This is a genomic window from Priestia koreensis, from assembly GCF_001274935.1.
GTDB lineage: Bacteria > Bacillota > Bacilli > Bacillales > Bacillaceae_H > Bacillus_AG > Bacillus_AG koreensis.
The window spans coordinates 134,508-159,974 of the sequence record NZ_LILC01000007.1; the positions used below are offsets into that span (position 1 = coordinate 134,508).

The window sequence follows — 25,467 nt, forward strand, 5'->3', positions numbered from 1 at the left end:
AAAAGGCTACATTCACTACCATTAGTAGCCTTTTTACGTGTAATTTAATCTCCATTGTAGCATTTTCACCACGTTAACACCTTAAATATAAGTCCAGACACGAGTAACCCTAATAAAACCGTCATGAAAAATGAGAAAATCCCTCTGTAGATGGAGCTCTTCTTCTCATTTGTAATGTCACGAAAGCCGAGTGCGCCGACAATGGCACCTGCAGCCGCAACTAAAATACAAATGGATAGCAGTAGCTTAATAAACACGTTGATCCCTCCCCTCTCAAAAAAGCACCTTACCCATCTATATTCACGCGACCTACGATGTGCCCTCATAAATTTCCAGTGCTAGGACCACAGGCTTGGACATATACTGAATTACTTAATGAGAGGAGATGCGAACATGGCTTATATGTATTCCAAGGGATGGTTCATCCAAAAATTAAAAGAAGTGAACGTGACGCGAATTGAAGGACGAAAGCTAGAATCCCACAAAACGTACATTCTGCGCAACTTATATGAGAAGAAAGTTATAAACAAAGAATAAGGATCCTCACCTGAATCATAGGGGTGAGGATCCTTATTAAATGCTCGCTTCAAGTACACGACCTTGCTCATCAAAGGTTACATGGATACGGTGGCCGCCAAGTAAATCTCCGTCATGGTACTCACCGTACACACCGGCTTTTTTATTGTCGTTCGCTATTTACACCATCCAAAAATCCATCAATAAAGTCATTTGGTACACACAGTGTATCAATGACTCTCCAAACAATAATCAATATGAGCATATGCATTAGTATCCATATGGTCCATTTCCATCTTCTCTCCACTACTTCCACCCCTATGTATATCGACGGAAGCTTTTGTAACATCCGTTTCTGTAAGTTTCCTATTATATCACAGACAACGCGTCGATGATTGCTCCTTCCACTAAAAGAAGCTAATGCTCTTGTCAGAACATTAGCTTCAAACACTTACTGATCGTCTTCAAGCTCTTTAAACGCGTTAGCAGCGAGGTTCGCAATCGTCATGTCATCCATCGGTGGATTATGAAGACCGGCTCTGACGTCACGATAATAGCGCTGCATCGGATTAGATTGCTGAAGACTTTTCGCTCCGACAATACGCATTGCACGGTCCACCACTCGAACAGCGGTGTTCGTCACGACGTGCTTCGCTGCTCCTAGCTCTGCCCCGAGCTGTGTACGGTCAGATGATTCATCCCATTTCTGTGCTACGCTATACATAAAATGACGAGCATTCAGCAATTCAAGCTCGATTTCTCCAATTGCCTGCTGAATGGTCGGAAGCTCACGAATCGGCCCTGGCAGGCTGTTTGGTGAATAATCGTTCGCAAATTGCACCGCATAATCACGAGCAGCTAAAGCAATTCCCATATAGCATGCAGGAATATGAAGCAGCCATCCGCTTGGCTTCTTCTTTTGAGGAGCGCTCAATACCTGCGTCAAATAATGACTTGGAATCTCCACATCTTCTAAGATAAGATCATGGCTTGCCGTACCTCTCATTCCAATCAAATCCCACGTTTCTTCAATAGAAACGCCTTTTGCATCTTTTGGAATTATAAACTGCCCGACCTCTTCCGTTTCATCAATTGTTGCCGTCACAAAAATATAATCAAGCGCAACAGACATTGATGTAAAGGTTTTATGACCGTTAATTACCCAGCCATCTGCCGTTTTTCTCGCCGTTGTTTCAGGCTTTCCTCCTCGCGTGGGGCTGCCTGTTTTCGGCTCTGTGGCGGCCGTATTAATCAGCGCGCCTTTGCTAATTTCCTTAAATAAAAAATCAAGCATCTCGTCAGACCACGGTCTTTTCTCCGCTAAATCCATTGTAATACCGACGTGCCAGCCGATGCTCAGCGCAGTAGCTCCGTCTCCTCTTGCAATTTGCTCTTGAAACAGCACGAATTCATACAACGATAGCTCTTTGCCTCCATATTCTGCTGGGAGTGTGAAGGTTGGATAGCCCATACTTTTTAAGTCTTCAATATTGTCAAATGGAAAAGATCCCTCTTCATCATGAAGCGGTGCACGCTTTCGAAATTGAGGAATGAATTGATTTAGTTGATCGTAGATACGCTGCTGGCGTTCATTTTTAACAAAAGACATGCTCATATCGTTTAACTCCTTCCACTTCTTTAACCATAGTAATTGAATCGGATTAATTAGAATGATAGCAAATATTTCGTTTAATGAATAGTATTTGCTTTCAATAATGAATATTTAGCACATGATTTTGTTAGAATGAATAATCTCTATTTTCTCACCGAATCATGTAAAATGTTCTTTACCAACTTTCTCCTTGTTAGTAAAATAAACTTACAAACAATGACTTCGTTTATGAGGAGCGAATACTATGGAATCAATCGGTACTTTCCCCACACATCTAAGCAGCTATATCATTTTAGAAGGTATTCAAGAAACAATTATTATTGCTGACATTCACTATCGTATTCAATGGATGAATTCTAAAGCTGTGGAAATACTTGGTCCCTTAATGAAGCTATACGGAATTAACGACATTCACGATGTGCTTGGTCAAAGCATGGATTTGTTTCATTCCTCTCCTGGGCATCAGCAGCACGTCATGCAAGAGCTTCATTCTACTCATCGCGCCCGTATCAACATTAAACAACGCTATGTGGCTGAAACGGTTATCCATCCGGTCTATAATGAAAACGGAGACAAGCAGGCCTATTTACTTATGCTGCTAGACGTCACGAATCAGGCAAAGCAAGCTGAGAGAAATCAAGCAATTATTGATGAACTCTCAACTCCTTTATTAAAAATCTGGTACGACATCTTGGCGCTTCCTATTGTCGGCTCCCTAGACGATGTGCGGGGCAAAAAGCTCGCCGAACGCGTATTAGAAGCCTGTGTTAAAGAAGGCGCGCGCTATTTCTTAATTGATTTATCATCGTTAAAAGAGTTAGATGATCACAGTGGTTATCATATCCACATCATGGCCGAAGCCCTGCGCTTAATTGGGACAAGGTGCTTAATCGTTGGAATTTCACCAGAGCTTGTGCAATCTCTCGTTCACTATGATTATCGCTGGACCACTTTCTCTACTGTTCAGCAGTGTATCGCGTATATAATGAAAGAAAATCATATGACCTTTACCTCCACTAAAAGCCCCTCTTCCAAATAGGAAGAGCGGGCTTTTTCCTTTTTCGTTCTAAAAACTTATTCACGTCTAGGCGCATCTGGTCATATAGTACATTATCAACATAAAGGGGCGGGTGAGGACACGATGCCAAACGTTATCAACATCTACAGCTTAAAAATCAACAGCATCTCAAACAATGGTTCTGTTAATATCGGTGAATCCCTGCACAACAGCCCTGTAGCCAACTCCAAGTCTACCGGAACAAACGCCTCCTACGGCGATGTATCCCCAGCCACTGCTCGGATGAAGAATATTTACATTGATCCTGACACGAACGACCAAGGTGATATTGCAAGTATTGACCATGTGAATGGTTATCAGCAATAGCATCAAAACATTCAAAGGAGTTTCTTCTATGCCTTTACAAGTAAACGTTTTTAACGTATGGACAAATGAAATTGCGAACAACGGAAACATTGATTTTGGTTCTACCGTTCATAACAGTCACACTGCCAACTCCAAGCTATTCGGCGTGAATTTTTCCATCGGAAACTTTTCTCCCTCTACGTCAGTCTTTGCGAACGGTGTTTTTGACGGCGATGTTAGTGACCAAGATCAAATTGCGAACCCGTCGATGCCAATCGCTAATCAAATTTAAACGAATTTTATAACCACGCCCACGCACTTCTCTCCGTTGTCCCAACATATGATGAGATAAATGACAGGAGGTTATATGATGTTTCCATGGGGACAATCGCTCTTTAAGAAACAGATGGAAGGCTTCACAAATGGAATGAACACGAAAGATATTGATCAATACGTTCAGCAAATCCTTTCTTCTACGATGGGAAATTCCTTTCCGGATTTTATGAAAGGAAATGACTTTTTTAAGCAGGCTCAGCAAGGAAATAAAACGGGACCGACAACCTCTATGGGGGGAACTTCTTCTCGAATGGAGACACACGTATTTGAGACGCTTGACGAGTGCATTATACAGGTGAAAATCCCTGATAAGTCTATGCTTCAGTCTCTTCGCGTCTATCACACGCCGCACACATGTATTCTTGAAGGATACGAAGGAGAAAACGAATTTCGCGAAGAAATTTCGCTTCCATGTTCGGTAAAACGAAAAGGAACAAAAGCGATCTACCGGAGCGGCGTGCTGGAAATTAAAATGCCAAAATATACAAATATCCCCCTTTCACAAGTGGACGTCCATGACTTTGATTAACATGGGCGTCTTTTCTTTTACTCGTAAAATCTATTTTTCTCGCATATAATGTGCTAACAATAAAAAAAGGTGTGAGAAAGCATGGCCGACAACCGCTTTAAAGATTGGTTTCAATCCACAACAGAATCTGATCGTGACCAATTTTGGAACCGAATTTTTGATCAGCCTTTTATGGAAGATGTACATAAAGAAAACGCGGCGTCCCCGCAAATCGTCAATGAGCATCCAAATTATCCTCAAGTAGATATGTTTGAATACGAATCTCAGCTCACGCTTTTATTCGATCTACCTGGCGTAAAACGTGGAGACGTTGAGCTTCAAGCGGCAGGAAATGAGCTCATCATCCGGGGGAAAAAGCTGACGCGTCTTGCGAAAGAAGCAAACGTCTTGCTGAAGGAACGCCGAGACAATACGTTTGAGCGGGTGATTCCTCTTCCAAAGGTTATTGACGAAGCCGATTGCCGCGCTACGTTTCAAAACGGCGTGCTGATCGTCACCTTTCAGTCCCCTACGCTCTCAAACAGCTAAACTAAAAAAGTGAGGATGTTCATTATGTGGAAATGGTTCCGATCACAGCCTAAAATTGAAACCGTCAAAAAAATCGTTGCTGAACCACGTGAACATCATTCTGCGCATCAATTCACCAAAAGCAATGATGAAATGACAGCAAAGCTCAATACCATTGGAAAACAGATGAAAGAGCTTCAGCGTTTAGAACAAATGGAAAAGAAAGTACAGGAACTCGATCGCTTAGAACAAATGGAAAAGCAGCTTCTTCATCTACAAGAAAAGAAACCAGATGACTCAAAAGAAATGATGTCTAAGCTCGAACAATCGCTTCAGACTATTGAGCGCCTTCAAAAAAAATTTGAACAGCTAGAAGCTCATTCTCCCTCTTACATGGAAAAAAAGTTGGACGGAATGGAGCAAAAGCTAGAATCCCTCATCAATCAACCTCCTATTATCGTAGAAAAGCTTTTTGTCGAAAAAATTATGTTCGACAAAGTTGATTTAAGCAATAACTTCGGACAGCTCGGGATTAAAGACTTATCTGGTCGATTAAACATCGGAAAAACGTTCGGCCTTGCGGATGAAGATTTAAAAAAGACGCTGTCTAAGGAAAGCAAACAAAGCATAGAAGAAGAAAATCCAACCGGCGAGGTCTCCATTACAAACATGACACAGCGCCCGTCCATTAGCATCGGACAGCATGATGAAAAAACATAGTTTCTAAAAAAGCAGCGTTCCTCGTTGGAGGAACGCTGCTTTTTTACTCTCGATATCCATATCCAATGATTTTAAAGGACTTCACATCGGCAAAAACCCCCACGTCGCCTAATAAGAGGGAATCATTTGAAGGATAATCTATCATATATACCTCTTTTCCAATAAACGATTTATCTGTGATACTTCCCATACTTTTTTGAAACACCACTTTTTGTACAGATGCATCTCTCCACGTACCTTTTATATGATTTCGTTTTTCATCTGTAAGCTGGTCCCATACGGCTTCTCTTACGTCCGCTTTTGGTGCTTTGTTTGTCACTGGAGACTGCTGACAGCCTGTCATATTCACTAAAAAAGCGAACAGTAGCCCAATCATCATAAAATGTTTCATTGATTTCCCCCTAAAAAAGCCTCTTTGTGTAGTAGACGTTTCTTTTTCTGTGTTTGTTACATGCAGGGAAAAAAATAAAGAGCCCAACTGGTTTAAATGTTGGACTCACGTAATGTTCTTCTTATTCGCCTCACAGAAAACGGATTTAAAACCGCTCTGTTACGCGGCGTTATTTTTTTAAGGATGCTTTACGCTGCTTCGTTTCAGAGAATGGGGTTTTATTACGCAAAATTGAAATGATTTGATCAATACCACTGTCTAAAAATCCTTTGATCTGGACTTGCTCTCCCGCGTGATTCACAATCAGCTTTTTACCTTTTACAAGCCAGTTTTTATGCACGCGCGTCTTGCTTATTTTTTCATACGGAAATTCTTCAATTTGCGGGTTGCCAAGAAAATCTGAATAAAAAATAAGCTTCGTTTCGGTTGCCACTAATACCCCTTGATAAGGTGCTTCAGCTGTTAAATGATACTGAACGCGATAACACTCTGTACTAGCTAGAATCGTTTCATTTTGCTGTAAGTATGCCAAAACGGCCTGTACCCCTGTTGATTTGGTTGTCATTATATCGCCCCCTATTAATAGTACGAGCGACGGGTGAAAAAAGTTTCATTTTTTTCCATAAAAAAGAGGAGAAAAGTTCTCCTCTTAAAAATATTTTTTCAGCATGACGTTTCTCGCTTCTTCTGTTCGTTTTTGCGTAAGCAAACTGGCAAAAATAAAACTGATAAACGATAAAACAATCGGAAAAACAACGGTATGCATACCGAGCGGGTTCGGCCAAAACGTCGTGAGTAAAATATAGCTCAAGAGTCCGACAAACATCGAGATCATCGCTCCGTATTTATTGCCCTTTTTCCAATAAAGGCCCATTAAGATCGGCCAAATAAAGACTGCTTCTAATCCACCAAAGGAAAATAAATTAAACCAAATTAACAAATCTGGCGGTTGAATAGACGCGATAAACACCAACACACCGATTCCTGTTGTCGAAATAAAGCTCCATCTTTTCACTTTTTTCTCATCGGCTGCTGGATTGACGTAATTTAAATACACGTCTTTCACAATTGCCGAGCTGACTAACAGCAAAATCGAATCTACCGTAGACATAATCGCCGCCATCGGTGCAGCTAACACAATACCTGCTAGCCACGGAGGCAAAACGGTTAACGTGAGCGTCGGCATGACCTTGTCCCCAATTTCAATGCCAGGAAGCACGGCACGTGCAAGAACCCCGACCAGGTGCATCCCGAGCATAATCACAGCGGTCACAATTGTCCCAATCACCATCGCTCGGTGCATTGCCTGTGAGTTACGATACGACATTGCCCGTACAGCAATTTGCGGAAGTCCCACTACACCAACACCGACTAAAATCCAAAAAGATGACACGTACAGCGGTGTTAATGAGCGATCGGCACCGTAAGGGCTAACGAGATTTGGATTTTCTTTCACCAAATCTTGCATAATATGTGGAATTCCTCCGCCTGCTTTTATCGTTGCGACTAATAAAATAATGGTCCCTGCCATCATGACAATTCCCTGTAAAGCGTCCGTCATGACTACCGCACGAAAGCCACCGATTGCCACATACACTAAGATCGACAGCGTAAAGATAACTAATGCTGTTTTATAAGGGATGCCGACAAACGATTCAATCAAACGTGCTCCCCCGACCCATTGAGCTGCTAATGAAGCAAATAAAAAGATTATAATGCTGATGGCTGATAGGAGTACAACCCATTTACTATTGTAGCGCTCTTTTAAAAAGTCAACGAGCGTTACCGCATTCATCTTTCTTGAAACAATGGCGAATTTTTTCCCAAGCGTTGTCAAAATAAAATACCCCGTCACGACTTGAATAACCGATAATAGTACCCACCCTAAACCTGTCTTGTAGGCAATACCTGGTCCACCAATGAAACTACTTGCGCTTCCATAGGTCGCAACCATTGTCATCGCTAAAATAAAGCCTCCTAGCTCACGGCTTCCTAAAAAATAATCACTAATAAAATTACTCGACTCATTCACCTTTCTTGACATCATCATTCCCATTAGAAAAATAATTACTAAGAAAGCGAGAAGAGGAATTGTAACTCCCCAATTCATGAGCGCTCCTCCTCTTCATCATCCTCAAACGGCACGTCTGTAAAAAACCATTTCGCTATGACGATTACAAGAAAAATAATCAGTATAAGACCTAGAATACAACTGTAGAAAAACCAAGCGGGAAATCCCCATATGTATGCATATTCTTTGACTGGCTTGCTGCCTAATCCATAGGCAAACCCATACCACCAAACGAATTGAAAGATCGCAAGCGCAATACCAATTAAGGCCTCTTTATGCGCAATTTTAAAGCGAGGATCTTTCTGCTCGTGTGTTTTCTTCATACTTTCTCTCCTTTCTGCCTTTTTGATTATATACCGTTTTGTGGAAACATGCTATGATGGAATCTGGATTTTTAAAATCTACCAATATAGGCATCTAGGAGGTCACAGGGGTGATGAAGAAATTGATTATAGGTGTTTTAACGTTAGGGGTCTTATACATACTAATTGCCAGTGCCCTTATGTACACGACGGCACATAAAAAGCCCATTTCAAACCCTGATTACATCATGGTATTAGGAGCAAAAGTGAAGGGCAAGGTTCCGTCTCTTGCCTTAAAATATCGCCTTCAGGTCGCGGCGAAATACGCAAAAAAGCATCCGAACATTCCGATTATTTTAACAGGTGGTCAAGGGAAAGACGAGCTTATTACAGAAGCTGAAGCCGGAAGACGCTTTTTAGTAAACGAAGGCATTGAGGAATCAAGATTAATTCTTGAAGATCAATCAACCTCTACGTTTGAAAACTTTCAGTTTGCCAAAAAACAAGCAGACATCAAGGGTAAAAAAGGGGTCATCGTCAGCAATAACTTTCATTTGTACCGCTCATCCATTATCGCAAAGCGCTTAGGCTATGACATGCATCCACTAGCAGCGAAAACACCAGACGTTGTGAAAGTGAAGGTAGTCGTAAGGGAGTATGCCGCTATTATCAAAACCTTCCTGTTTGATCGCGCAAAATAAAAAAAGACGATCCGCACAAAACGGATCGTCTTTTTTTAATGCTCATAAATCATTTTTCGTGTCATGCCACCGTCAATGATCAGATTTTCGCCTGTTACAAAATCATTTTCAGGATGCGTGAAGTACAAACAAGCTCTTGCAATATCGGACGGCTTTCCTACTCGCCCTGACGGATGCTGCGTATGGTCGATATGTCGAAGCTCATCATAGTGAGACGTTTCAATCCACCCAGGTGAAATCGCATTGACGCGAATACTGTCATCACCTAATGAAATCGCAAGCGCATGCGTGAGAGCGGAAATACCACCCTTTGTTGCCGCATAAGCTTCCGTGTCTTTTTCAGACATAAAAGCACGGGTTGATGCCATATTCACAATGGAGCCGCCACTTTCGTTGTTTCGCATATATTTTGCCGCTTCGCGCGACGCCAGAAATACGCTGCGCAGGTTTGTGTTGATGATGTCATCCCACTCCTCTAACGTTAGCTCGTATGGAGATTTCCATCTCGACACGCCTGCATTATTAATGAGTACATTAATTTTGCCATATTTCGCCGCCGTTTCTTTCATTAGAGAGACAATGTCTTCTTCTTTTCGGACATCGGTTTGAACGAATAGTGCCGTTCCCTGTTTGTTTGTAATCTCTTGGACTAATTGTGCGCCCTTTTCTTCATCCATATCAGCGAGTACCACTTTTGCTCCTTTTTCAGCATAGGCAAGCGCGACCCCTTTTCCAATTCCATTCGCTGCTCCTGTTACAATGACGACTTGATCTTGAAATGACATGTTTGTTCATCCTTTCCACGCATTTGCTTTTAGACTTCTATCTGCTCTATTCCCTTATTCAGCCTCTTTAAAAAGCAAATTCTGCACAAACAGCTCAAACGCTTCTGGTGTTAGTGAGCAACCTGATGCACGAGGATGTCCACCCCCACCAAGCTCTCCTGCAATTTTACTCAAGTTGTATTCGTCCTTTACGGTACGTAAGCCCATTTTCTGTCTTCCCATATCAACTAAAACAGAGAAATTAATATCATCGTGCTGTAGGCATAGATAATTTCCAAGCTCTGATTGATAGTTCTCGGCAAATACAACACCAACGTAATACTCTGTTCCGTGAAGATTTACAGATGCTTTAATCAGTTGCTTTTCTTTATCATGCAAATATTTTTCAATTTTCTTTTCTTCAACCTCTAATAAAATTTGATGGCGCTCTGAGAATGCAAACGCTGTAACCGACTCATCTTGTAACGATGCTTCTAGCGTTTCTAAAATAGTATCTTGAAACTCGTCGCGGCTAATTAAGTAATAAAGGTTATTTAGCTGCTTGGCACGCTGATTATCCTTTTCAAACCAGTCCCACGTATCAAACTGACGTACAAGCTCGACGTAGTCATCAAGCGCCGCCGTTTTTGCCAAATAATCATTCTCCACTAAATAATCGTAAAATAACGTCGTGGCCGCGGTTTTTGTGCCATCTTCATAGGTAGGTACAATATGAGCCCACTCATACTTTTCTGCAAGCGGTAAAGCGGACGCATGATGATCAAGTAGCGTCACCTTTTGTCCTTTCTCAATACGCTCTTGAAGAAGCGCTGCCACCTCATCGTTGACACTAATATCTGTAATATATAGATCGATATCTGTTTCTTCATGTGCTTCTAAAAATTCGGATACCACTTGGTCAATATGCTTGACGCCCACACAGCTCGCTTCAAAGTCTCGATCTTTGAATGCAAGCTTTGCTAGAATAGCGGGGCTTATGCCGTCTAAATCATTGTGAGAAAATAAGTGTATTTTGTTCATCGTAATCCATCCTTATGTATTCATTTCTTTGCTAGTATGTACGTCCACTGCTGAAAATACTTATTAGACCCGGGTCACAGATTGCTGAATTTGCTCATAGTGATGCACATCGTGGTGGACAATTTCCGTAAGTAAAAGCATCAACGAGTAGGGTTCGTTAGTGTGAGGACAATGTGAAAGACCATTTACGACAATCGGACTCATCATCTTTTCCTCTTCCCACAAAATCACCTCATTCAGCAGCTCAATGCGCGTATCAATCAATTCGTTTAAAAGAAATAGCTGATCGGCCATTTCCTTACCGTATTGAACCGATTGTTCATTGTAGAAGTGAAAGTCCGGAAACTCAATAGTATCGCCTGCCTGTATTTTTGGCAAGACTACCTCTAAAAAATAGTCATCCCACCCTTTTAAATGAGCCACAACATCTCTTGGACACCACTTACCAACGGCCAGCGCTTCGTTCCACTCGCCACCTGATAAATCCTTCCATTCTTCTCCCCACTCTGCAAGCTTCGATAACCTTGTCAACACGTGCTTTTTCATCTGCATCCCCCTCTGTTCTGATTATATCACAAAAAAGAACAAACGTTCGTAATTGATTAAAAATAAAAGAAGCGAGAGGCATCTTCCTCTCGCGATTCGTTTTGACAGATAATCTTACGATGTAATCGACGATTGTGTCTTTTTCATTTCTGCATATTCTTCTTTCAATATCGCATAAAACTCGGAGTCTTCCGGTTGTCCCCATTTAAATATATGGTGCTTAAACGTACCCTCGTAGCTCATGCCACATTTTTTCATAATGTTCGTAGACGCAGGATTACGTGCGAGGGCGGATGCGTGAATTTTATTTAGACCTAGTTCGTCAAATCCGTATTGAATCATCCGCTTGGTTACTTCCGTCATATAGCCCTTTCCCCAAAACGGTACCCCAATCCAATAGCCAAGCTCTGCTTTTTGATGAAGAAGCTCAAGCTTAAGGGTATACGTTCCGATAATCTCTCCTGTTTGTTTATCCGTAATCGCAAACGTATACGCTTCCTGTTGCTCCGCTTTTTTCTTGCTTCTTATAATCCAATTTCTTGCCTCACCCTCAGGATACGGATGTGGAATAAGTAGCGTTGTGTCCGCAATGAGGCGGTCTGAGGCAAGTTTTTCCACGAATGGGGCATCTTCTTCACGTAATGGACGTAACGTCAGTCGTTCAGTATGTAATGTTGGAGTCATACAATCACCTTCCATGTTTTAGAAAATTATTCTTGTATTTTAGCATATTTATAGGAGTATAAGACAAAATATTTTCTATTTTCTAAAAAAGGAGCTAAAATTCGATGAATCATTCCCTTTTTGTTAGCGTGATCATTCCTTCTTATAATAAAGATCCGTTGCTTCGTTTAACGCTTGAAGCATTTGAGCATCAAACGTATCAGCCATTTGAAGTGATTTTAGTAGACGACGGTTCTACCGATGGAACATTTGCATACTGTGCGCGCTACAAGCCCGATTATTCCTTTACGTACATTCGCCATACGGAAAACAAAGGACGTTCACAGTCTCGTAATGTCGGCATTCAAAAAGCAAAAGGCGACGTTTTAATCTTTTTAGATAGCGAGATGGTTGTCATGTCTGATTTTATTCAACAGCACGCCAAACATCACCGAAACCATTTAAATCGACTTGTGACGGGAGCACTTTATACGCGTACCCTTTATACATACGCGCTCCCTGGACTTTCTTCTAGACAGTTGAAGCCGATCAAACATCACCTCGGAGATCATCCATGGTTTTCTCGTCGAAAAGAACCGCTCCAACTTTTAACTTATGACGACATTCAACATAAAAAATGGAAGCGGCTTATGGTTGAGCAGCCTTATTTTGAAGAAGAAATGATTAAGCCGTTCGGTCCCTCCTTGCAAGGGTTGCATATGACGTGGCTTGCCTTTTTTTCTGGGAATATCTCCATGCGAAAAGACTTCCTCAAAACGGTAGGCGATTTCGATGAGAAATTTTTAGGCTACGGCTGGGAGGACAGAGAGCTTGGCTATCGTTTTTACAAACAAAACGCGCAATTTTTTGGTGACGCCCTCACCATCGCTTATCACCAAGAGCATCCAATTGGTGAGGACAAAATCGAAGAATCCATTCGCAATTTGCTTTATTTTTATGAAAAGCATGGGGATATTACAATCCTCCTTGCCCTGCTTGAATTTCGAAAACCACGGCTGTCTATTGTGCAAATGAATAGCATTGCGCGCCAGTATCATTCTTTATGCGAGCTAAATCATACGCGCATTACGAAAAAGTTTGAGGAACTGCTTCGAACGTGGGCCTATTCATTTACAGACGTTCCCTTTATTCCGATCAAAGAAAATGAGCCAACAGAAAATGATATAAATTTGCTACAGGACGGAAAATGGAAAGAATTTTTTTCCTTGTATAAACAACTGCGTTATTACGAAAGGTAATATTTTACATCTGACTCACAAAAAGATATACTATCAATAAATGCACGGGAGGTTTTAGCTATGACAAAACCCATTTCACGCGTTGTCATCGCTCTCATTACCATTTTGACAGCGAGTATGATCATTCATATGTATCATTCGTATCAAGTCTTTATCTCTCATCCTGAATGGTCGGCTCCTTTGCAACCGCGACTGGTTGCGACCGCTGTTCCCTACCTATTGTTGATCTGCTTGATTACTGTACTTGGGGTTATATACAAGAAAACTCGTTAATAAAAAAATCCGACCATGTTTGAAACATGATCGGATTTTTTTTACCCCTTCACAGAACCCGTTGTCATTCCTTTAACCAAATATTTTTGTAGGAACAAGAATACGAGAATCATTGGAATCGACGCAACGACGACTCCTGTAAAGATAATTGGGTAGTTGGTGACATATTCGCCTCGGAAATCAAGAAGTGCGACAGGTAACGTCTTGACATCGTCTGATTTTAATAAAAGGAGTGGATATAATAGGTCGTTCCACACCATTACAGAGCAAAAGATGCCGACAGATGCTAGTCCAGGAAGTGATAATGGCAGCACCATCTTTCGATAAATCATCCATTCGCTCGCTCCATCAATACGTGCTGCTTCAATAATTGTTTTAGGCACGGTGCGCATAAAGCCTGTTAAAATAAACACGGCCGTTGGCAGTAAAAAGGCGATTGTAACTAGAATAAGCCCTTGAAACGTATCGAGAAGCCCTAATTTATCTAATAAGATGTATACCGGAATCATGTTTACCTGCGCCGGAACCATCATTCCTAAAATAAAGAACGTAAAGACGAGCCAGCTCACCTTTTTCGATAAACGAATGACCGAAAACGAAATCAGGCTACTGAAAAACAGCAGAACAACAATCGTTACAACCGTTACAAATAAACTGTTAAAAAAGTAGCGCGTCATCGCCTCATTCACAAATAACTCGCGGTAATTATCTAAACTCCATGCCTTCGGAAGCGAAAACACGTGCTGATACAGCTCTGGCGTCGTTTTAAACGATGCTAAAAAGACCAGGCTCACAGGAATAAGAATTAAAAGCGCATATAATAGTAAAATAAGCTGTTTGGTTACTTTCATCTCCTGAAACCCCCTCTCTATTCCGAACCGCTGCTTTGATTAATCAGTTTAAACTGAAGAACGGTTAATAGCGCGATAATAATCATGAAGACAACTGCAATCGCCGAGGCGTATCCGAAGTGGAAGTTTCCAAACGCTTCGTGATAAACGAGCGTTGATAAAATTTCCGTTCCGTGCGAAGGACCACCGTCCGTCATCGCAATAATTAAATCAAACGCCTTAAAGCTTTGAATCATCGTATACACCGTCACAATAATAAGTGACGGGGCAAGAAGCGGAAGCGTTACGTGACGAAATCTTTGCCATCTAGAAGCGCCGTCTACCTCTGCTGCTTCTAACACCTCTTTTGGCAATGAATGAAGACCTGCGACAAAGATAATCGTCATTTGGCCAATATGGGCCCACACTTGGACGAATGCGATACTAAAGATCGCAACTTTCCGGTCCCCAAGCCATGACTGCGCAAGTGATTCAAGGCCAATCGATTGAAGCGTTTGGTTTAGTGCGCCCATATTAGGGTCATACATAAAGATCCAAATGAACGCAATCGACACGGACGCAAGAATTGTTGGCAAAAAGAAAATCGTTCGATACACGATGTTCATCTTGCTGTTTTTCATAAGCATCATCGCAAAAAACAAGCTGACGCATGTTTGAACGATTAATACCGTAATCATAAATTTTAAATTGTTGAAAATGGATGTTTTAAAAATAGGATCGTCCGTGAACAGACGCTGGTAATTGTCTATGCCGACAAACTGATACGTGCTTGAGATCCCGTCCCAATTCGTAAAACTAAGAGCCAGTGCCGCAATCGTTGGGAGTACAAAAAAGATCGCATAAATGAGAAAACCAGGGAGGATAAACGGAATAAACGCCCTGTTTTTCTCGATCTTATTTGACGTAGACAAGCGAGCTTGTGGGCTCGCCTGCTTGTTTATTTCAATATTATTGGAGGGCACGCTTAACTTCCTCCTGTGCTTTTTCAGCCGCTTTTTCTGGTGACATACCAGAAATTACGTCTTGAACGGAAACTTCAATCGCTTTACTAATTGGCTCTTTTGTAATTGTAAAGCGCGGTTGGAAACGCGTTTTCTTATCTAACCATTTTGCACTTTCTTCTAGTTCCTTCGAGTCATAGCTTACATCATTCAGCGTAAGGAGCTGACCTGTTTTGTTAGCATATTCACTTGCTACCTTAGACTCTGTTAGATACGATAAGAACTTTTCAGCTGCTTTTTTATGCGCTGATTTCGCATTTACACCAAGCATAAATGTCGCAGTGTGAATACCATCATATACTTTTTGATCTTCTGAGACGGTAATCGGTGCTAGTAGACCTTGCTTGATCGTTGGGTTTTGCTGTGCGACTGTTGCCATCATGTACGAACCGTGTGCAAGCATTGCAGCCTTTTCCTGTGCGAATAAAACGGCTGCTCCGTCTTTCTTCGTCCCTAACGGATCTTTTTGGAAATAGCCTTTATCCTGAAGTTCTTTAATTTGGCTAAGCGTTTTCACATACCACTCGTTTGTTAAGCTTTCCTCGCCTTTTTCAAGCTTTTCAAATACTTTCTCATCTGGCTGATTGTTCATCATCATTGGGTTAATAAATTGACTTGGGCTGATGTCTCCTGAAAAGGCAATTGGGATGTACCCCGCTTTTTTCAGTTTTTCACATCCAGCTAAGAACGAATCCCAATCTTTCGGGACATCAATTCCTTCTTTTTCAAAAATCCCCTTGTTGTAAACTGGAATGTTGTATACGAGCTGATATGGAAGAGCTAGCTGTTTGTTATCTGCCTGACCTGCTGCAAGTAGATCATCCTTAAACGATTTCACAAATGATTTTCCTGTTAAATCCTCATAAACGCCTGCTTTTTGGAGCGTAGCAAATTGGCTACCTGGGAAGCTAGCGAAAACGTCCGCTCCTTTTCCAGATAAAAGCGTTGCCTGTACCTGTGCTTGATATGAATCAGACGGATACACTTTCATATCCACTTTAATAGATGGATTTTCTTTTTCAAACTTCGAAATAATGCCTTTAAATGCGGCCGTATCTTCCCCGCGCCAGTGCACAAATTGAATCGTTGTCTGTTTGCCGCCAGATGTTGACGACGAGCACCCTGTAATAACAAATACGCTAATTAATAAAATGATCAGTGAAGCCCACGTTTTTTTCATTTTTCCACCCCACGTTTTTTATAAATGCTGACCTTGAAGCTCTTTTTTTATTTTTGGAAACAGTAATTCTCCTACACGATAAGCTTCCTCAAGATGTGGATACCCTGATAAAATGAAGTAATCAATTCCAAGATCTTCGTATTCTTTTAGGCGCGCATACACCGTATCTGGATCTCCTACTAAAGCCGTCGATGCTCCCTCACGCGCAAGACCAATTCCAGCCCAGAGGTTAGGACTAATTTCTAGATCACGGATATTGTCCTGACCCGCACTAATTTTTGTCATGTGCTGCTGTGCATGAGAATCGAATTCAGCCATCTTTTTACGTTGCGCTGCAATTACGTCGTCATCCACATACTGAATGAGCTCTCCTGCTGCTTTCCACGCTTCGTCCTCTGTTTCTCGTACAACAACGTGAAGACGAATACCAAATTGGACCGTTCGACCGAGGGCAGCAGCTTTTTCTCTTACTGCATCAATACGCTTTTTCACGTCCTCAGGCTTCTCTCCCCATACGAGATACACGTCAACGTGCTTTGCTGCTAAATCTTGTGCGGCAGGTGAGAATCCCCCTAAAAATAGCGGTGGATGTGGCTTCTGAACCGCGTTTAAACGAACGTGACCACCTTTAATTTGATGATGCTTCCCGTCAAAATCGACGCGCTCTCCTTGAAGCTCTCGTTTCCAAATATCCAAATACTCGTCGGCAAGCTCATAGCGCTCATCGTGCTCGAGATGAAGACCGTCCGCTGCAAGCTCCACTGGATTTCCGCCTGATACAACGTTCAGATTTAAGCGCCCACCTGATAAACGATCAAATGTTGCTGCCATTCTCGCCGCAATTGACGGAGACATAAAGCCTGGTCGAAGCGCGACGAGAAAATTCATTTGTTTCGTAAACGGTAACAAAGACGATGCCACAACCCAAGCATCTTCACAGTTATGACCCGTCGGAAGGAGTGCTCCCTCAAACCCAACCGTATCGACCGCCTGTGCGACCTGCTTCAAATAATCATATGTAACTTCTCGTTTTCCTTTTTCTGTTCCTAAATAACGTGTTTCGCCTGCTGTTGGCAAGAACCAGTATAGATGCATGATGTAAAACCCCTTTTGTAAAATAGTTTTTTAGAATAGCTTATAATACTGATGAACTTACTAGGTTTTATGTTGAAAGAGGAGCCTATTAGAAAAAGCTTCTAATAGACTGCTATTTTTATACTATTCAATCGGCTGTAAAATAGGCACGTTAATTTGAACCGTATCTGGATACTTGATTCCCGCTCCCGTATTTAAACAGACAACCGTTTCATTTTCTTTAATCCAGCCGGATTCACGAAGCTTTTTCGCAGCGGCAACCGTCGCCGCCCCCTCTGGACAAACGAACAGCCCTTCTTCATTTGCAAGAAGCTCTTGCTCATGCAGGAGTTCAGCATCCGTAATTTCAATTCCGCATCCGTCTGACTCGTATAACGCTTCTAATACAAGGAAATCACCGAGCGCTTTTGGTACGTTAATACCAAAGGCAATTGTTTCAGAGTTCTGCCAGAATTCTGAATCTTTTCTCCCTTCTTTCCACGCTTTGACGATTGGTGCACAGCCATCTGACTGAACGGCTACTAGGCGTGGGAATTTGTCTGGTGAAATCCAGCCTAATTCTTGAAGTTCTTTTAGCGCCTTGTAAATCCCAATAATTCCGACCCCTCCGCCTGTTGGGTACAAAATAACATCCGGAACATTCCAACCAAGCTGCTCCGCGATTTCAATGCCCATCGTCTTTTTCCCTTCGATGCGGTAAGGTTCCTTCAATGTAGAAGCATCAAAAATCCCTTTTTCCTTTACCATCTTGCCAACGATTTTCCCAGCATCGCTGATGAGACCGTCTACAAGCGATAAATTAGCACCTGAAATGGCACATTCGTTACGCGTGATTTTTGGTGCATCAACAGGCATTACAATATGTGACGTGATGCCCGCACGTGAGGAATACAAGGACCAAGCCGCTCCTGCATTTCCGTTTGTTGGCATCGCTAGTTCTTTTACGCCTACTTCTTTTGCCTTTGATACGCCAACGGTTGCTCCTCGTGCTTTAAAGGAACCTGTCGGAATTAATCCTTCATCTTTTACGTATAAATTTGAAATCCCAAGTCGTTTACCCGTATTTGAAATAGGCAATAGCGGGGTCATTCCCTCTCCTAGTGTTACAACATTATCCGCTGATGCGACCGGCAATAATTCATGATAGCGCCATAGCGTATTCTCGCGATCTAGCAAGCTCTCACGCTGCCAAAATGCTTTTAACCCGTCCATATCATAAGCCACCAAAAGCGGTGAGCCACATGTACATAATTGATTTTGCTCCGTGTGATCATATGTTGATTGACATTTCGGACAATAAAGATGAGAAACATAGCTGTATTTCATGTAAAAAGCTCCCTTCTGTTGCACAAAAGGCCCACACTCTTTCAACCTACGAGTATGAGCCGCTTTTTCTAATCACCATTGACAAACTTATCAGAAAATAGTGGACTATCCTTCTATATTATTCACACTTTTCCAAGCTGTCAAGTATGTTTTGTAAGGAAAAGCAAATTATGAACCTTTTTTCTTAAGACTTCCTTCGATGACCAGAACGTCATGATTTCATCAGTCCATAGAAGAAGAGGTTCATCACATCAATTCGCATCTGCTCGTCTTCTAGTAAAGCGGCCTTTTCAGGCGTTTGGAAGTACGACTGAAACATATCTAAATACACGAGTAAGCTATTTAAGGAAAAATCTGCGTTCAAATTACCGCTTCTTTTTCCGTCTTCTAAAAGCTTCATCATAAGTGGAAGGGAATAGTGCTGATAAAATGTTTCGAAGAAATGTGTTAGTCTAGGATCTAACTCTAGGATTTCTTGTAAAAAAAGTGGATTCATCTCATTTGCTTCAAGCAGCTTGTCACTCATCAATTGCTCTACTTTTTGTTTAAACGGCTTGTCACTCATCACTAATTTTTCGTATGTTTCATGCTTTTTCATGGCATATCCTTTTATAACTTCCAACAGCAGATTTTCTTTGCTTTCAAAGTAATTGTAGATCGTTACTTGAGACACACCCGCTTCTTTTGCGATTTGCGATATATTCACGCCCTTTACCCCATTTTGGAAAAACAACGTAAAAGCGCTTGTTAAAATTGCTTGTTTTTTTTGCTCTGTTCGTTTTTTAAAACCATCCATTATGCATCACCACCTTCAGTATAGCAAAAAATGAACTTTTTTACTCGTTTCATTTCAAAACCTATTGCCTTATTCCAATAAATAACATACAATAATTTTGAACTCAAATATAAAAAGTATTTCAAAACTTCCCGTGAAGGAGAAAAAAAGATGATTAGCATCTCAAATTTAACGAAGAAGTTTCAAAATGGAAAAGGGATTTACAATGTTGATTTATCCGTAGAAAAGGGCGAAGTGATGGGCTTCATCGGACCAAACGGCGCGGGGAAATCAACGACGATTCGTCATTTAATGGGATTTATGAAATCAGATGAAGGAACTGCTACGATTCAAGGACTTGACTGCTTTAAGCAGGCAGCAGACGTACAAAAAATGGTTGGATATCTTCCTGGAGAAATTGCTTTTTTTGATGGTATGAATGGACTTGACTTTTTGAACCTCATGGGAAACATGCGTGGAACTTATAATGATGATTATCGTAATGAATTAATTCACCGCTTTCAGTTTGATGTCAAAACACCTATTCGTAAAATGTCAAAAGGAATGAAACAGAAAGTAGGAATTATTGCTGCGTTTATGCATCGTCCGAACGTTCTTTTACTTGACGAACCAACTTCTGGACTGGATCCGCTCATGCAAAACATATTTATGGATCTTGTTCTTGAACATAAACAAAGAGGCACAGCAATTTTAATGTCTTCCCATATCTTTTCTGAGATTGATCGAGTATGTGATCAGCTCGCTATTATTAAAGATGGCCGGATTATCGTTTCTTCCCCTGTAGACGCCCTAGAGAAAAAACAATTTTTAAAGGTTACGGTAAAAGACGAAGTAGATGTCGAAAAACTTAAGCAGTCTCCTCTTGTTATTGAAGCGTGTAAAAATGGTGTGGTGACCATCCGAATAGAAGATAACTATTCTACTATTTTTCAAGAGCTTTCACGTGTACAAGTGCTGCACATGGAAACGTATCATGAAAAGTTAGAGGATTTATTTATCAACTATTACGAAGCTGGAGGTCAAAAACATGAATACAGCACTTTATAAACAAATGCTGAAGCGGAATAGTCGTCCGTTTGCAAGCTTTTCACTTGGTTCGAGCTTTTATCTGTTACTAGTTATTGCTTTGTATCCATCAATTGCGAGCACGAAAAGCATGGATGAACTTTTGAAGCAAATGCCCGCAGGCTTTTCAAAAGCGTTTGGCTTAGAAGGAGGACTTTCAACCCTCAGCGACTTTATTGCAGCGGACTACTACGGTGTGCTGATGATCGTCATTTTAGCTGTATTTTCCTTAACAACCGCGATGCAGCTTGTCGTTAAACTAGTTGACCAAGGATCTATGGCATATTTGCTAGCGACACCTCATTCACGTGGTACAATCATTCGTACTCAGGCACTGGTTCTTGTGACGGGATTAGGAGCAATTATGGGGACGATGACAGTAGCAGGAATCGCTGGTGGCTATCTCCTAGTTGATGATGTTTCTTTTGACGCATGGTCATTCATTAAAATGAACATCGCTGCCTTTTTTCTCTTTTTTGTACTAGGCGCTTTTAGCTTTTTTATTTCATGTGTCACAAACGATGCGAAAAAAGCCATTGGTATCGCAGCGGTGGTCACGATTTTATCCTATGCGTTTGACTTGGCTGGGAAGCTCTCAGACAACGTAGCATGGATGCGTTCACTTTCACTATTTTCCCTGTTTGATCCCGTCGCTATTGCTAAGGGAACAGAACCGATCCTTTTGACTTGCCTTCTCCTATGTGGAATTGGCGCTGTCTTTTACGTTTTAGCTGTGCTTCTTTTTTCAAAACGTGATTTACCCCTTTAATCGGAAAAGCCGCATTCCCCCTTTTGGAATGTGGCTTTTTTCTTAATCATGCTTTCTTTAAATAAACTCTTCATTGCCTACCTTCTGAACAAGCTCTTGAAATTTAGTACCATATTTTTGAATTTTGAGTTGATCTTTCTCAGACGATAAACTCGGCTTTCGTTTTCCACATATAAGCACATCTTTTTCTCCATAAGAATTTTGTAGCTGAATATATGGTCGTAAAGCGTATCCTTTGACGTTCGGAAGCATGGCTGTTAACCATGCTAGTTGCTCCGTAGTATACAGCTTAGGAGAAAAATCTAGCACTTCAAGGTGGGGGATGGTCGTATAAATAGAGAGATCCTCTTCTTTGATTCCTTTCCCTGAAAATGTAAATTCCTTTAACGTTGGATGTCTTTCTAAACTGCTTAAATTATCTAGGGCACTTGTAGGCCAGACAGCATCTCCAAAAAAGACTCTTTCTAAAGAAGGTGCAAACTGTATTCCTTCTAGAGAATGCAGGCGTGTAAAATCGCTAATATATAACCCCTTCGACGACTGATTTTCTTGCATATCCCATAGTTCAGTAATACGTTGGTTGTGAAAAAAACCAATAAACTCTACATTTTTTAGCGTTGATAGACTGGACCAATCCTCCACAAGCTTGTTTTTCCAAAACATAATGGCTCTGGATTTATGTCCCTGTGTTCGCACAAAATAATCAAACGCCTCCTGCTTCAGCCCATAAATTTTTACACAATCTAGGTTTTCAAGATTATTCATTGCATCAATTTCGGTAAACGTCACATTCCCATTAATGATTTGAGAATTTTTCTGTTCAATCCACGTGTAGTCATCCGATGAGTGACAAAGCCTATGAAACGCTTCTGTATCCATTTTTCCCTCTCCAATCTCATGATTCGTTAAAAAGACCCATTTGCTTCTTTATATTTCATAGTAAATGAATATGATGAGAAAAAGTATTTAAAAAAAGACTTTGAAATGATTTTTGAAAAAGACCTGTACTAATTCTTTGTCTACCATATTAAAAATAATTATAGTCCAAAAGAATCATAATTATTTTTTTTCAAAAAAAGCGTAACTTTTTGTATCCCTATAGCGTCTAATAGTCGAAACCCAAAACCCTTTTTCATGCTTTAGGAGTTGCTCTTGTGGGTGTACTCCTAGCGGAATTGCGTGCTTCTTACCAACCCTCAAGGTAAGAAGCTGTAATTCCGCTTTTTTTTGCATAAGGCTCTGTTAAATTTTAATGTTGATTTTAGAAAGAAATATATGGGGGAATCTATAAACTGGGGGTTCCCCGTTATAAATTTAGTTTGTATTGTATTAGTTGGCTGTTCATCCCTAAATATTCTTCGCTACCCAATCTACTAATTTCCTTAAATCCTATCTTTTGAAGCATTTTTCGTGAACGAACATTGGCTTCGTGTGTTTCTGCGTTAAAAGTTGTAATTCCTAATTTCTTTGAGGCATACTCCATCATACATATGGCAGAATTATATCCAAGCCCTTTTCCCCACAACCCACTTTCTCCAATTGCAATACCTAACTCAGCAGTATTATCTTTAATACAGGCTAAATCTGCATAACCGATTAATTTCTCGTTAAGCTCTATTCCCATTCTGATAAAATCTTCAGCTACATTATTAACACATTTGAGCCACCAACTATATACTTCTTCAGGGCTTCTATTTAAGTCCCATCCATTAGCTGAGCAAAAAGAGTCATCCTTGCTCCATTTCAATACAGTTTCATAATCATTTATGGTTAAAGGTCTTATCTTTAAGCACTGTGAAATGTTCTTATTAGCATTCATTCCTATTTCCCCATCCTTTATATATTGAATTTAGACAAACGTAAAGTATCATAAGTATCTGTCATTTCAAATACAAATGATGATAACAAGAATTCTTTGATATTGTGTTTAGTGCTTTCATTACTACGACTATCAATGAACAAAAACCAAGACAGGTAATTATCGAGATATTTTGTAGCCACACCTTTAAAGCGGTCTAACCACTGTTTCATACGAGAATGAAGTCCATTTACATTCTGAATGTGGTACAAGCCTTTAATAACGTGCTTTCCATCATTTGATTTAATTCGATAATGTTCTATTCCTTTTTCCCTTGCGTAGGTTTTATAAGCTCTCCAAGCGTCTGTTACAAGTACATTTTCAGGCGATAGTTTAGAGCCAATCATATTATCGACCTTAGTTTTCACAACCCGACCCATACAAGCGACTTTGGAGACGGTTGCCTTGGTTCGGTCTCTGGCAACAAGTACGCAGACCTGTTCGTGGCTAATTCCTCTATGTTTAGATTTTCCTCCACGCTTACGAGGTTTGCGGTCAGAAATGCCTCGCTTACCTTTTTCAGAGTATAGGAAATAGGTTTCGTCAACTTCAACGATACCTTCAAATTGCTCAAAATCCAATTGCTTCAAGGCACTTAATAGTTTGTGTCTCCAATAAAAAAGTGTAACCCAAGTAACCCCTACGATTTCGGCAGATTTTCGTAGCGAATAACCCTTGAACATACAATCCACAAATGTAATCCATTCATTGCCTTTTCTTGTTCGGTAAAGAACAGTATTGGTTGTGTCGGTGAATGTCTTACTGCAACACTTACAACGGTAGCGTTGGCGACTATTATATTTTCCAAACCTAACAACGTGTTCAGATGCACAATGAGGGCATTCAAATCCTTCGTTAAAACGAGTTTCCCTCATTTCATTGATAAGACGACCACCAACAGATGAAGAAGGTTCAACATAGCGTTTAACCCATTGAAAAATACGTTCTTTTTCTGTGTGTGACAAACCATCGATATGTTTTAGTAGATTATTGAACGCTTTACTCAACCTTCTCACCTCACCGAATGTATGTTCTTTCGGTAATTATACTAAGAATTCGGGGAGTAATCAAATATCAACAATTACCTTTAACAGAGCCTTGCATAAAAAAAGCTACCTCATTAAGAGGCAGCTTTTAATTCACGGTCTTGTTGATACACATCGTACACCAAAAAGCTGAGCGCAAAAAACAAGACAAGAATTAGGACAGATTCTGTGACGATGTATACGCCAGCTAGATAAGCCCCCACTAAAAACGTTTGAATGCTTAAGCGGTCTCGCTTAAATGCAAGTTGTGACGAAAAGTAGACAACAGCCGTTCCTAGCGATAATAGCCAGCTGTTATGAATATGTAAAACATGAACAAAGAAATAAATGCAGTACGGTACGTAAACAACACTTTCGACAATACTTGAAATCCCAACAAAAGCAAACCACCATTGCTTTTCTTTTAACGTATCTGGGAATGTCACTTCTACCGACTTTGGAAGCTCTTCTTTTTCAAAGATCGACTCTCCGTGATCCTTCATCCACTGAATACCGAATGATAAAAGGATGAAGAACACAAAGCCAACCATCAGCAAAAATTTCACTAAAGAAGGAAATGCCTTTGTTTCTCTTACCGTGTCTAAGTAAACACCTTTCCAGCCTAATTCTACAAGCGGTATATGAAACATTGTTACGATAAAAATAAATACTACAAGTACCACGAGATACGCTAAAAACTGTTCACGATAAAACTGCACTTTCTTTCTTTCAGACAGCGTTCGTGATACCGTAACGTTTTCCACAAACGGTCGGATAAGAAAAATGAGTAAGAATAATAGTATGTACCAAATCATGCAGTATGTAATCACCTTTTCACAATTAGTCTATCAATAATGTCTGCATTACTGACGATGATCGTTCTTTTGATTATTGCTATCTATTCCAA

General features: G+C 40.7%; 34 protein-coding genes. 12 read left to right on the forward strand and 22 right to left on the reverse strand.

The window, feature by feature from the left end; translation table 11 throughout:
- Positions 1–65 precede the first annotated feature (65 nt).
- Positions 66–257, reverse strand: a complete 192-nt coding sequence (locus AMD01_RS05915; protein ID WP_053400485.1) for a hypothetical protein — start codon at positions 255–257, stop codon at positions 66–68.
- A gap of 136 nt (positions 258–393) precedes the next feature.
- Here AMD01_RS05915 and AMD01_RS23435 point away from each other — a divergent pair, with 136 nt between their 5' ends.
- On the forward strand, positions 394–537 hold the full coding sequence (locus AMD01_RS23435; protein WP_083446443.1) for a YflJ family protein: 144 nt from the start codon (positions 394–396) through the stop codon (positions 535–537).
- 36 nt (positions 538–573) lie between these two features.
- Here AMD01_RS23435 and AMD01_RS24670 read toward each other — a convergent pair whose 3' ends face one another.
- The 3 genes from AMD01_RS24670 to AMD01_RS05925 form a co-directional block, all read right to left on the reverse strand.
- Positions 574–669: a DUF2262 domain-containing protein gene (locus tag AMD01_RS24670; RefSeq protein WP_245638898.1), complete on the reverse strand. Its 96-nt coding sequence runs from the start codon at positions 667–669 to the stop codon at positions 574–576.
- A gap of 10 nt (positions 670–679) precedes the next feature.
- Positions 680–823: a hypothetical protein gene (locus AMD01_RS23935; protein ID WP_157052633.1), complete on the reverse strand. Its 144-nt coding sequence runs from the start codon at positions 821–823 to the stop codon at positions 680–682.
- A gap of 144 nt (positions 824–967) precedes the next feature.
- Complete coding sequence (locus AMD01_RS05925; RefSeq protein ID WP_053400487.1) at positions 968–2,131, reverse strand: acyl-CoA dehydrogenase family protein; 1,164 nt, start codon at positions 2,129–2,131, stop codon at positions 968–970.
- A gap of 241 nt (positions 2,132–2,372) precedes the next feature.
- On the opposite strand from AMD01_RS05925, the gene AMD01_RS05930 reads away from it, so the two are divergent.
- From AMD01_RS05930 to AMD01_RS05955, 6 genes are all read left to right on the forward strand, one after another.
- Positions 2,373–3,167, forward strand: coding sequence for an STAS domain-containing protein (locus tag AMD01_RS05930; protein ID WP_053400488.1), 795 nt, complete (start codon positions 2,373–2,375; stop codon positions 3,165–3,167).
- Positions 3,168–3,269: 102 nt separating this feature from the next.
- Positions 3,270–3,512 carry a spore germination protein gene (locus AMD01_RS05935; RefSeq protein WP_053400489.1) on the forward strand — a complete coding sequence of 81 codons (243 nt, stop codon included), beginning with the start codon at positions 3,270–3,272 and terminating at the stop codon, positions 3,510–3,512.
- Between the two features lie 28 nt (positions 3,513–3,540).
- Positions 3,541–3,783 (forward strand): spore germination protein, encoded by a 243-nt coding sequence (locus AMD01_RS05940; RefSeq protein WP_053400490.1) that lies wholly within the window; start codon positions 3,541–3,543, stop codon positions 3,781–3,783.
- A gap of 75 nt (positions 3,784–3,858) precedes the next feature.
- Complete coding sequence (locus AMD01_RS05945) at positions 3,859–4,356, forward strand: Hsp20/alpha crystallin family protein (RefSeq protein WP_245638899.1); 498 nt, start codon at positions 3,859–3,861, stop codon at positions 4,354–4,356.
- Between the two features lie 81 nt (positions 4,357–4,437).
- On the forward strand, positions 4,438–4,884 hold the full coding sequence (locus AMD01_RS05950; protein WP_053400492.1) for an Hsp20/alpha crystallin family protein: 447 nt from the start codon (positions 4,438–4,440) through the stop codon (positions 4,882–4,884).
- 24 nt (positions 4,885–4,908) lie between these two features.
- Positions 4,909–5,583 carry a hypothetical protein gene (locus AMD01_RS05955; protein ID WP_053400493.1) on the forward strand — a complete coding sequence of 225 codons (675 nt, stop codon included), beginning with the start codon at positions 4,909–4,911 and terminating at the stop codon, positions 5,581–5,583.
- Positions 5,584–5,626: 43 nt separating this feature from the next.
- Here AMD01_RS05955 and AMD01_RS05960 read toward each other — a convergent pair whose 3' ends face one another.
- The 4 genes from AMD01_RS05960 to AMD01_RS05975 form a co-directional block, all read right to left on the reverse strand.
- On the reverse strand, positions 5,627–5,974 hold the full coding sequence (locus AMD01_RS05960; RefSeq protein ID WP_053400494.1) for a hypothetical protein: 348 nt from the start codon (positions 5,972–5,974) through the stop codon (positions 5,627–5,629).
- Positions 5,975–6,143: 169 nt separating this feature from the next.
- The gene (locus AMD01_RS05965) at positions 6,144–6,539 is read right to left on the reverse strand and encodes a PH domain-containing protein (protein WP_053400495.1); all 396 of its coding nucleotides are present in this window, start codon (positions 6,537–6,539) and stop codon (positions 6,144–6,146) included.
- Positions 6,540–6,623: 84 nt separating this feature from the next.
- Positions 6,624–8,084: a sodium/pantothenate symporter gene (gene panF, locus AMD01_RS05970; protein ID WP_053400496.1), complete on the reverse strand. Its 1,461-nt coding sequence runs from the start codon at positions 8,082–8,084 to the stop codon at positions 6,624–6,626.
- Positions 8,081–8,368, reverse strand: a complete 288-nt coding sequence (locus tag AMD01_RS05975) for a YhdT family protein (RefSeq protein ID WP_053400497.1) — start codon at positions 8,366–8,368, stop codon at positions 8,081–8,083. Before AMD01_RS05975 ends, panF begins: the two co-directional genes overlap by 4 nt.
- 113 nt (positions 8,369–8,481) lie before the next feature.
- Here AMD01_RS05975 and AMD01_RS05980 point away from each other — a divergent pair, with 113 nt between their 5' ends.
- Positions 8,482–9,048, forward strand: a complete 567-nt coding sequence (locus AMD01_RS05980) for a YdcF family protein (protein ID WP_157052643.1) — start codon at positions 8,482–8,484, stop codon at positions 9,046–9,048.
- A gap of 35 nt (positions 9,049–9,083) precedes the next feature.
- Here AMD01_RS05980 and AMD01_RS05985 read toward each other — a convergent pair whose 3' ends face one another.
- The 4 genes from AMD01_RS05985 to AMD01_RS06000 all read right to left on the reverse strand — a co-directional run bounded on the left by AMD01_RS05985 (position 9,084) and on the right by AMD01_RS06000 (position 12,083).
- Positions 9,084–9,833 carry a glucose 1-dehydrogenase gene (locus tag AMD01_RS05985; RefSeq protein WP_053400499.1) on the reverse strand — a complete coding sequence of 250 codons (750 nt, stop codon included), beginning with the start codon at positions 9,831–9,833 and terminating at the stop codon, positions 9,084–9,086.
- Between the two features lie 54 nt (positions 9,834–9,887).
- Positions 9,888–10,853 (reverse strand): DHH family phosphoesterase, encoded by a 966-nt coding sequence (locus AMD01_RS05990; RefSeq protein ID WP_053400500.1) that lies wholly within the window; start codon positions 10,851–10,853, stop codon positions 9,888–9,890.
- Between the two features lie 63 nt (positions 10,854–10,916).
- On the reverse strand, positions 10,917–11,399 hold the full coding sequence (locus AMD01_RS05995; protein ID WP_053400501.1) for a DinB family protein: 483 nt from the start codon (positions 11,397–11,399) through the stop codon (positions 10,917–10,919).
- A 114-nt stretch (positions 11,400–11,513) separates the two neighbouring features.
- Positions 11,514–12,083: a GNAT family N-acetyltransferase gene (locus tag AMD01_RS06000; protein ID WP_053400502.1), complete on the reverse strand. Its 570-nt coding sequence runs from the start codon at positions 12,081–12,083 to the stop codon at positions 11,514–11,516.
- Between the two features lie 104 nt (positions 12,084–12,187).
- Between AMD01_RS06000 and AMD01_RS06005 the strand changes: the two genes are divergently transcribed.
- Together AMD01_RS06005 and AMD01_RS06010 are read left to right on the forward strand one after the other, a co-directional pair.
- Positions 12,188–13,321, forward strand: a complete 1,134-nt coding sequence (locus AMD01_RS06005) for a glycosyltransferase family 2 protein (protein WP_053400503.1) — start codon at positions 12,188–12,190, stop codon at positions 13,319–13,321.
- A 60-nt stretch (positions 13,322–13,381) separates the two neighbouring features.
- Positions 13,382–13,594, forward strand: a complete 213-nt coding sequence (locus tag AMD01_RS06010) for a hypothetical protein (RefSeq protein WP_053400504.1) — start codon at positions 13,382–13,384, stop codon at positions 13,592–13,594.
- Between the two features lie 41 nt (positions 13,595–13,635).
- Here AMD01_RS06010 and AMD01_RS06015 read toward each other — a convergent pair whose 3' ends face one another.
- From AMD01_RS06015 to AMD01_RS06040, 6 genes are all read right to left on the reverse strand, one after another.
- Entirely contained in the window at positions 13,636–14,445 is an 810-nt protein-coding gene (locus AMD01_RS06015) for a carbohydrate ABC transporter permease (RefSeq protein WP_053400505.1), read from the reverse strand.
- Positions 14,446–14,462: 17 nt separating this feature from the next.
- Positions 14,463–15,407 (reverse strand): carbohydrate ABC transporter permease, encoded by a 945-nt coding sequence (locus tag AMD01_RS06020; protein WP_423809787.1) that lies wholly within the window; start codon positions 15,405–15,407, stop codon positions 14,463–14,465.
- Positions 15,394–16,626 (reverse strand): ABC transporter substrate-binding protein, encoded by a 1,233-nt coding sequence (locus AMD01_RS06025; RefSeq protein WP_053400506.1) that lies wholly within the window; start codon positions 16,624–16,626, stop codon positions 15,394–15,396. Before AMD01_RS06025 ends, AMD01_RS06020 begins: the two co-directional genes overlap by 14 nt.
- An 18-nt stretch (positions 16,627–16,644) precedes the next feature.
- Positions 16,645–17,721, reverse strand: coding sequence for an FMNH2-dependent alkanesulfonate monooxygenase (gene ssuD / locus AMD01_RS06030; protein WP_053400507.1), 1,077 nt, complete (start codon positions 17,719–17,721; stop codon positions 16,645–16,647).
- A 123-nt stretch (positions 17,722–17,844) separates the two neighbouring features.
- A complete protein-coding gene (locus AMD01_RS06035) occupies positions 17,845–19,047 on the reverse strand; it encodes a threonine synthase (protein ID WP_053400508.1) in 1,203 nt (400 codons plus the stop codon).
- A gap of 211 nt (positions 19,048–19,258) precedes the next feature.
- Positions 19,259–19,843 (reverse strand): TetR/AcrR family transcriptional regulator, encoded by a 585-nt coding sequence (locus AMD01_RS06040; RefSeq protein WP_053400509.1) that lies wholly within the window; start codon positions 19,841–19,843, stop codon positions 19,259–19,261.
- 150 nt (positions 19,844–19,993) lie between these two features.
- Here AMD01_RS06040 and AMD01_RS06045 point away from each other — a divergent pair, with 150 nt between their 5' ends.
- Both AMD01_RS06045 and AMD01_RS06050 read left to right on the forward strand, forming a co-directional pair.
- On the forward strand, positions 19,994–20,890 hold the full coding sequence (locus AMD01_RS06045) for an ABC transporter ATP-binding protein (protein ID WP_053400510.1): 897 nt from the start codon (positions 19,994–19,996) through the stop codon (positions 20,888–20,890).
- A complete protein-coding gene (locus AMD01_RS06050; protein ID WP_053400511.1) occupies positions 20,871–21,677 on the forward strand; it encodes an ABC transporter permease in 807 nt (268 codons plus the stop codon). The genes AMD01_RS06045 and AMD01_RS06050 overlap by 20 nt, the downstream gene beginning before the upstream one ends.
- 57 nt (positions 21,678–21,734) lie before the next feature.
- Here the strand turns inward: AMD01_RS06050 and AMD01_RS06055 are convergent, their stop codons facing one another.
- From AMD01_RS06055 to AMD01_RS06070, 4 genes are all read right to left on the reverse strand, one after another.
- Positions 21,735–22,556 carry a hypothetical protein gene (locus AMD01_RS06055; protein ID WP_053400512.1) on the reverse strand — a complete coding sequence of 274 codons (822 nt, stop codon included), beginning with the start codon at positions 22,554–22,556 and terminating at the stop codon, positions 21,735–21,737.
- 427 nt (positions 22,557–22,983) lie between these two features.
- The gene (locus tag AMD01_RS06060) at positions 22,984–23,496 is read right to left on the reverse strand and encodes a GNAT family N-acetyltransferase (protein WP_053400513.1); all 513 of its coding nucleotides are present in this window, start codon (positions 23,494–23,496) and stop codon (positions 22,984–22,986) included.
- A gap of 17 nt (positions 23,497–23,513) precedes the next feature.
- Complete coding sequence (locus tag AMD01_RS06065; protein WP_053400514.1) at positions 23,514–24,542, reverse strand: IS1595-like element ISBko1 family transposase; 1,029 nt, start codon at positions 24,540–24,542, stop codon at positions 23,514–23,516.
- Between the two features lie 113 nt (positions 24,543–24,655).
- Positions 24,656–25,375, reverse strand: coding sequence for a hypothetical protein (locus AMD01_RS06070; RefSeq protein ID WP_053400515.1), 720 nt, complete (start codon positions 25,373–25,375; stop codon positions 24,656–24,658).
- Positions 25,376–25,467: the final 92 nt, after the last annotated feature.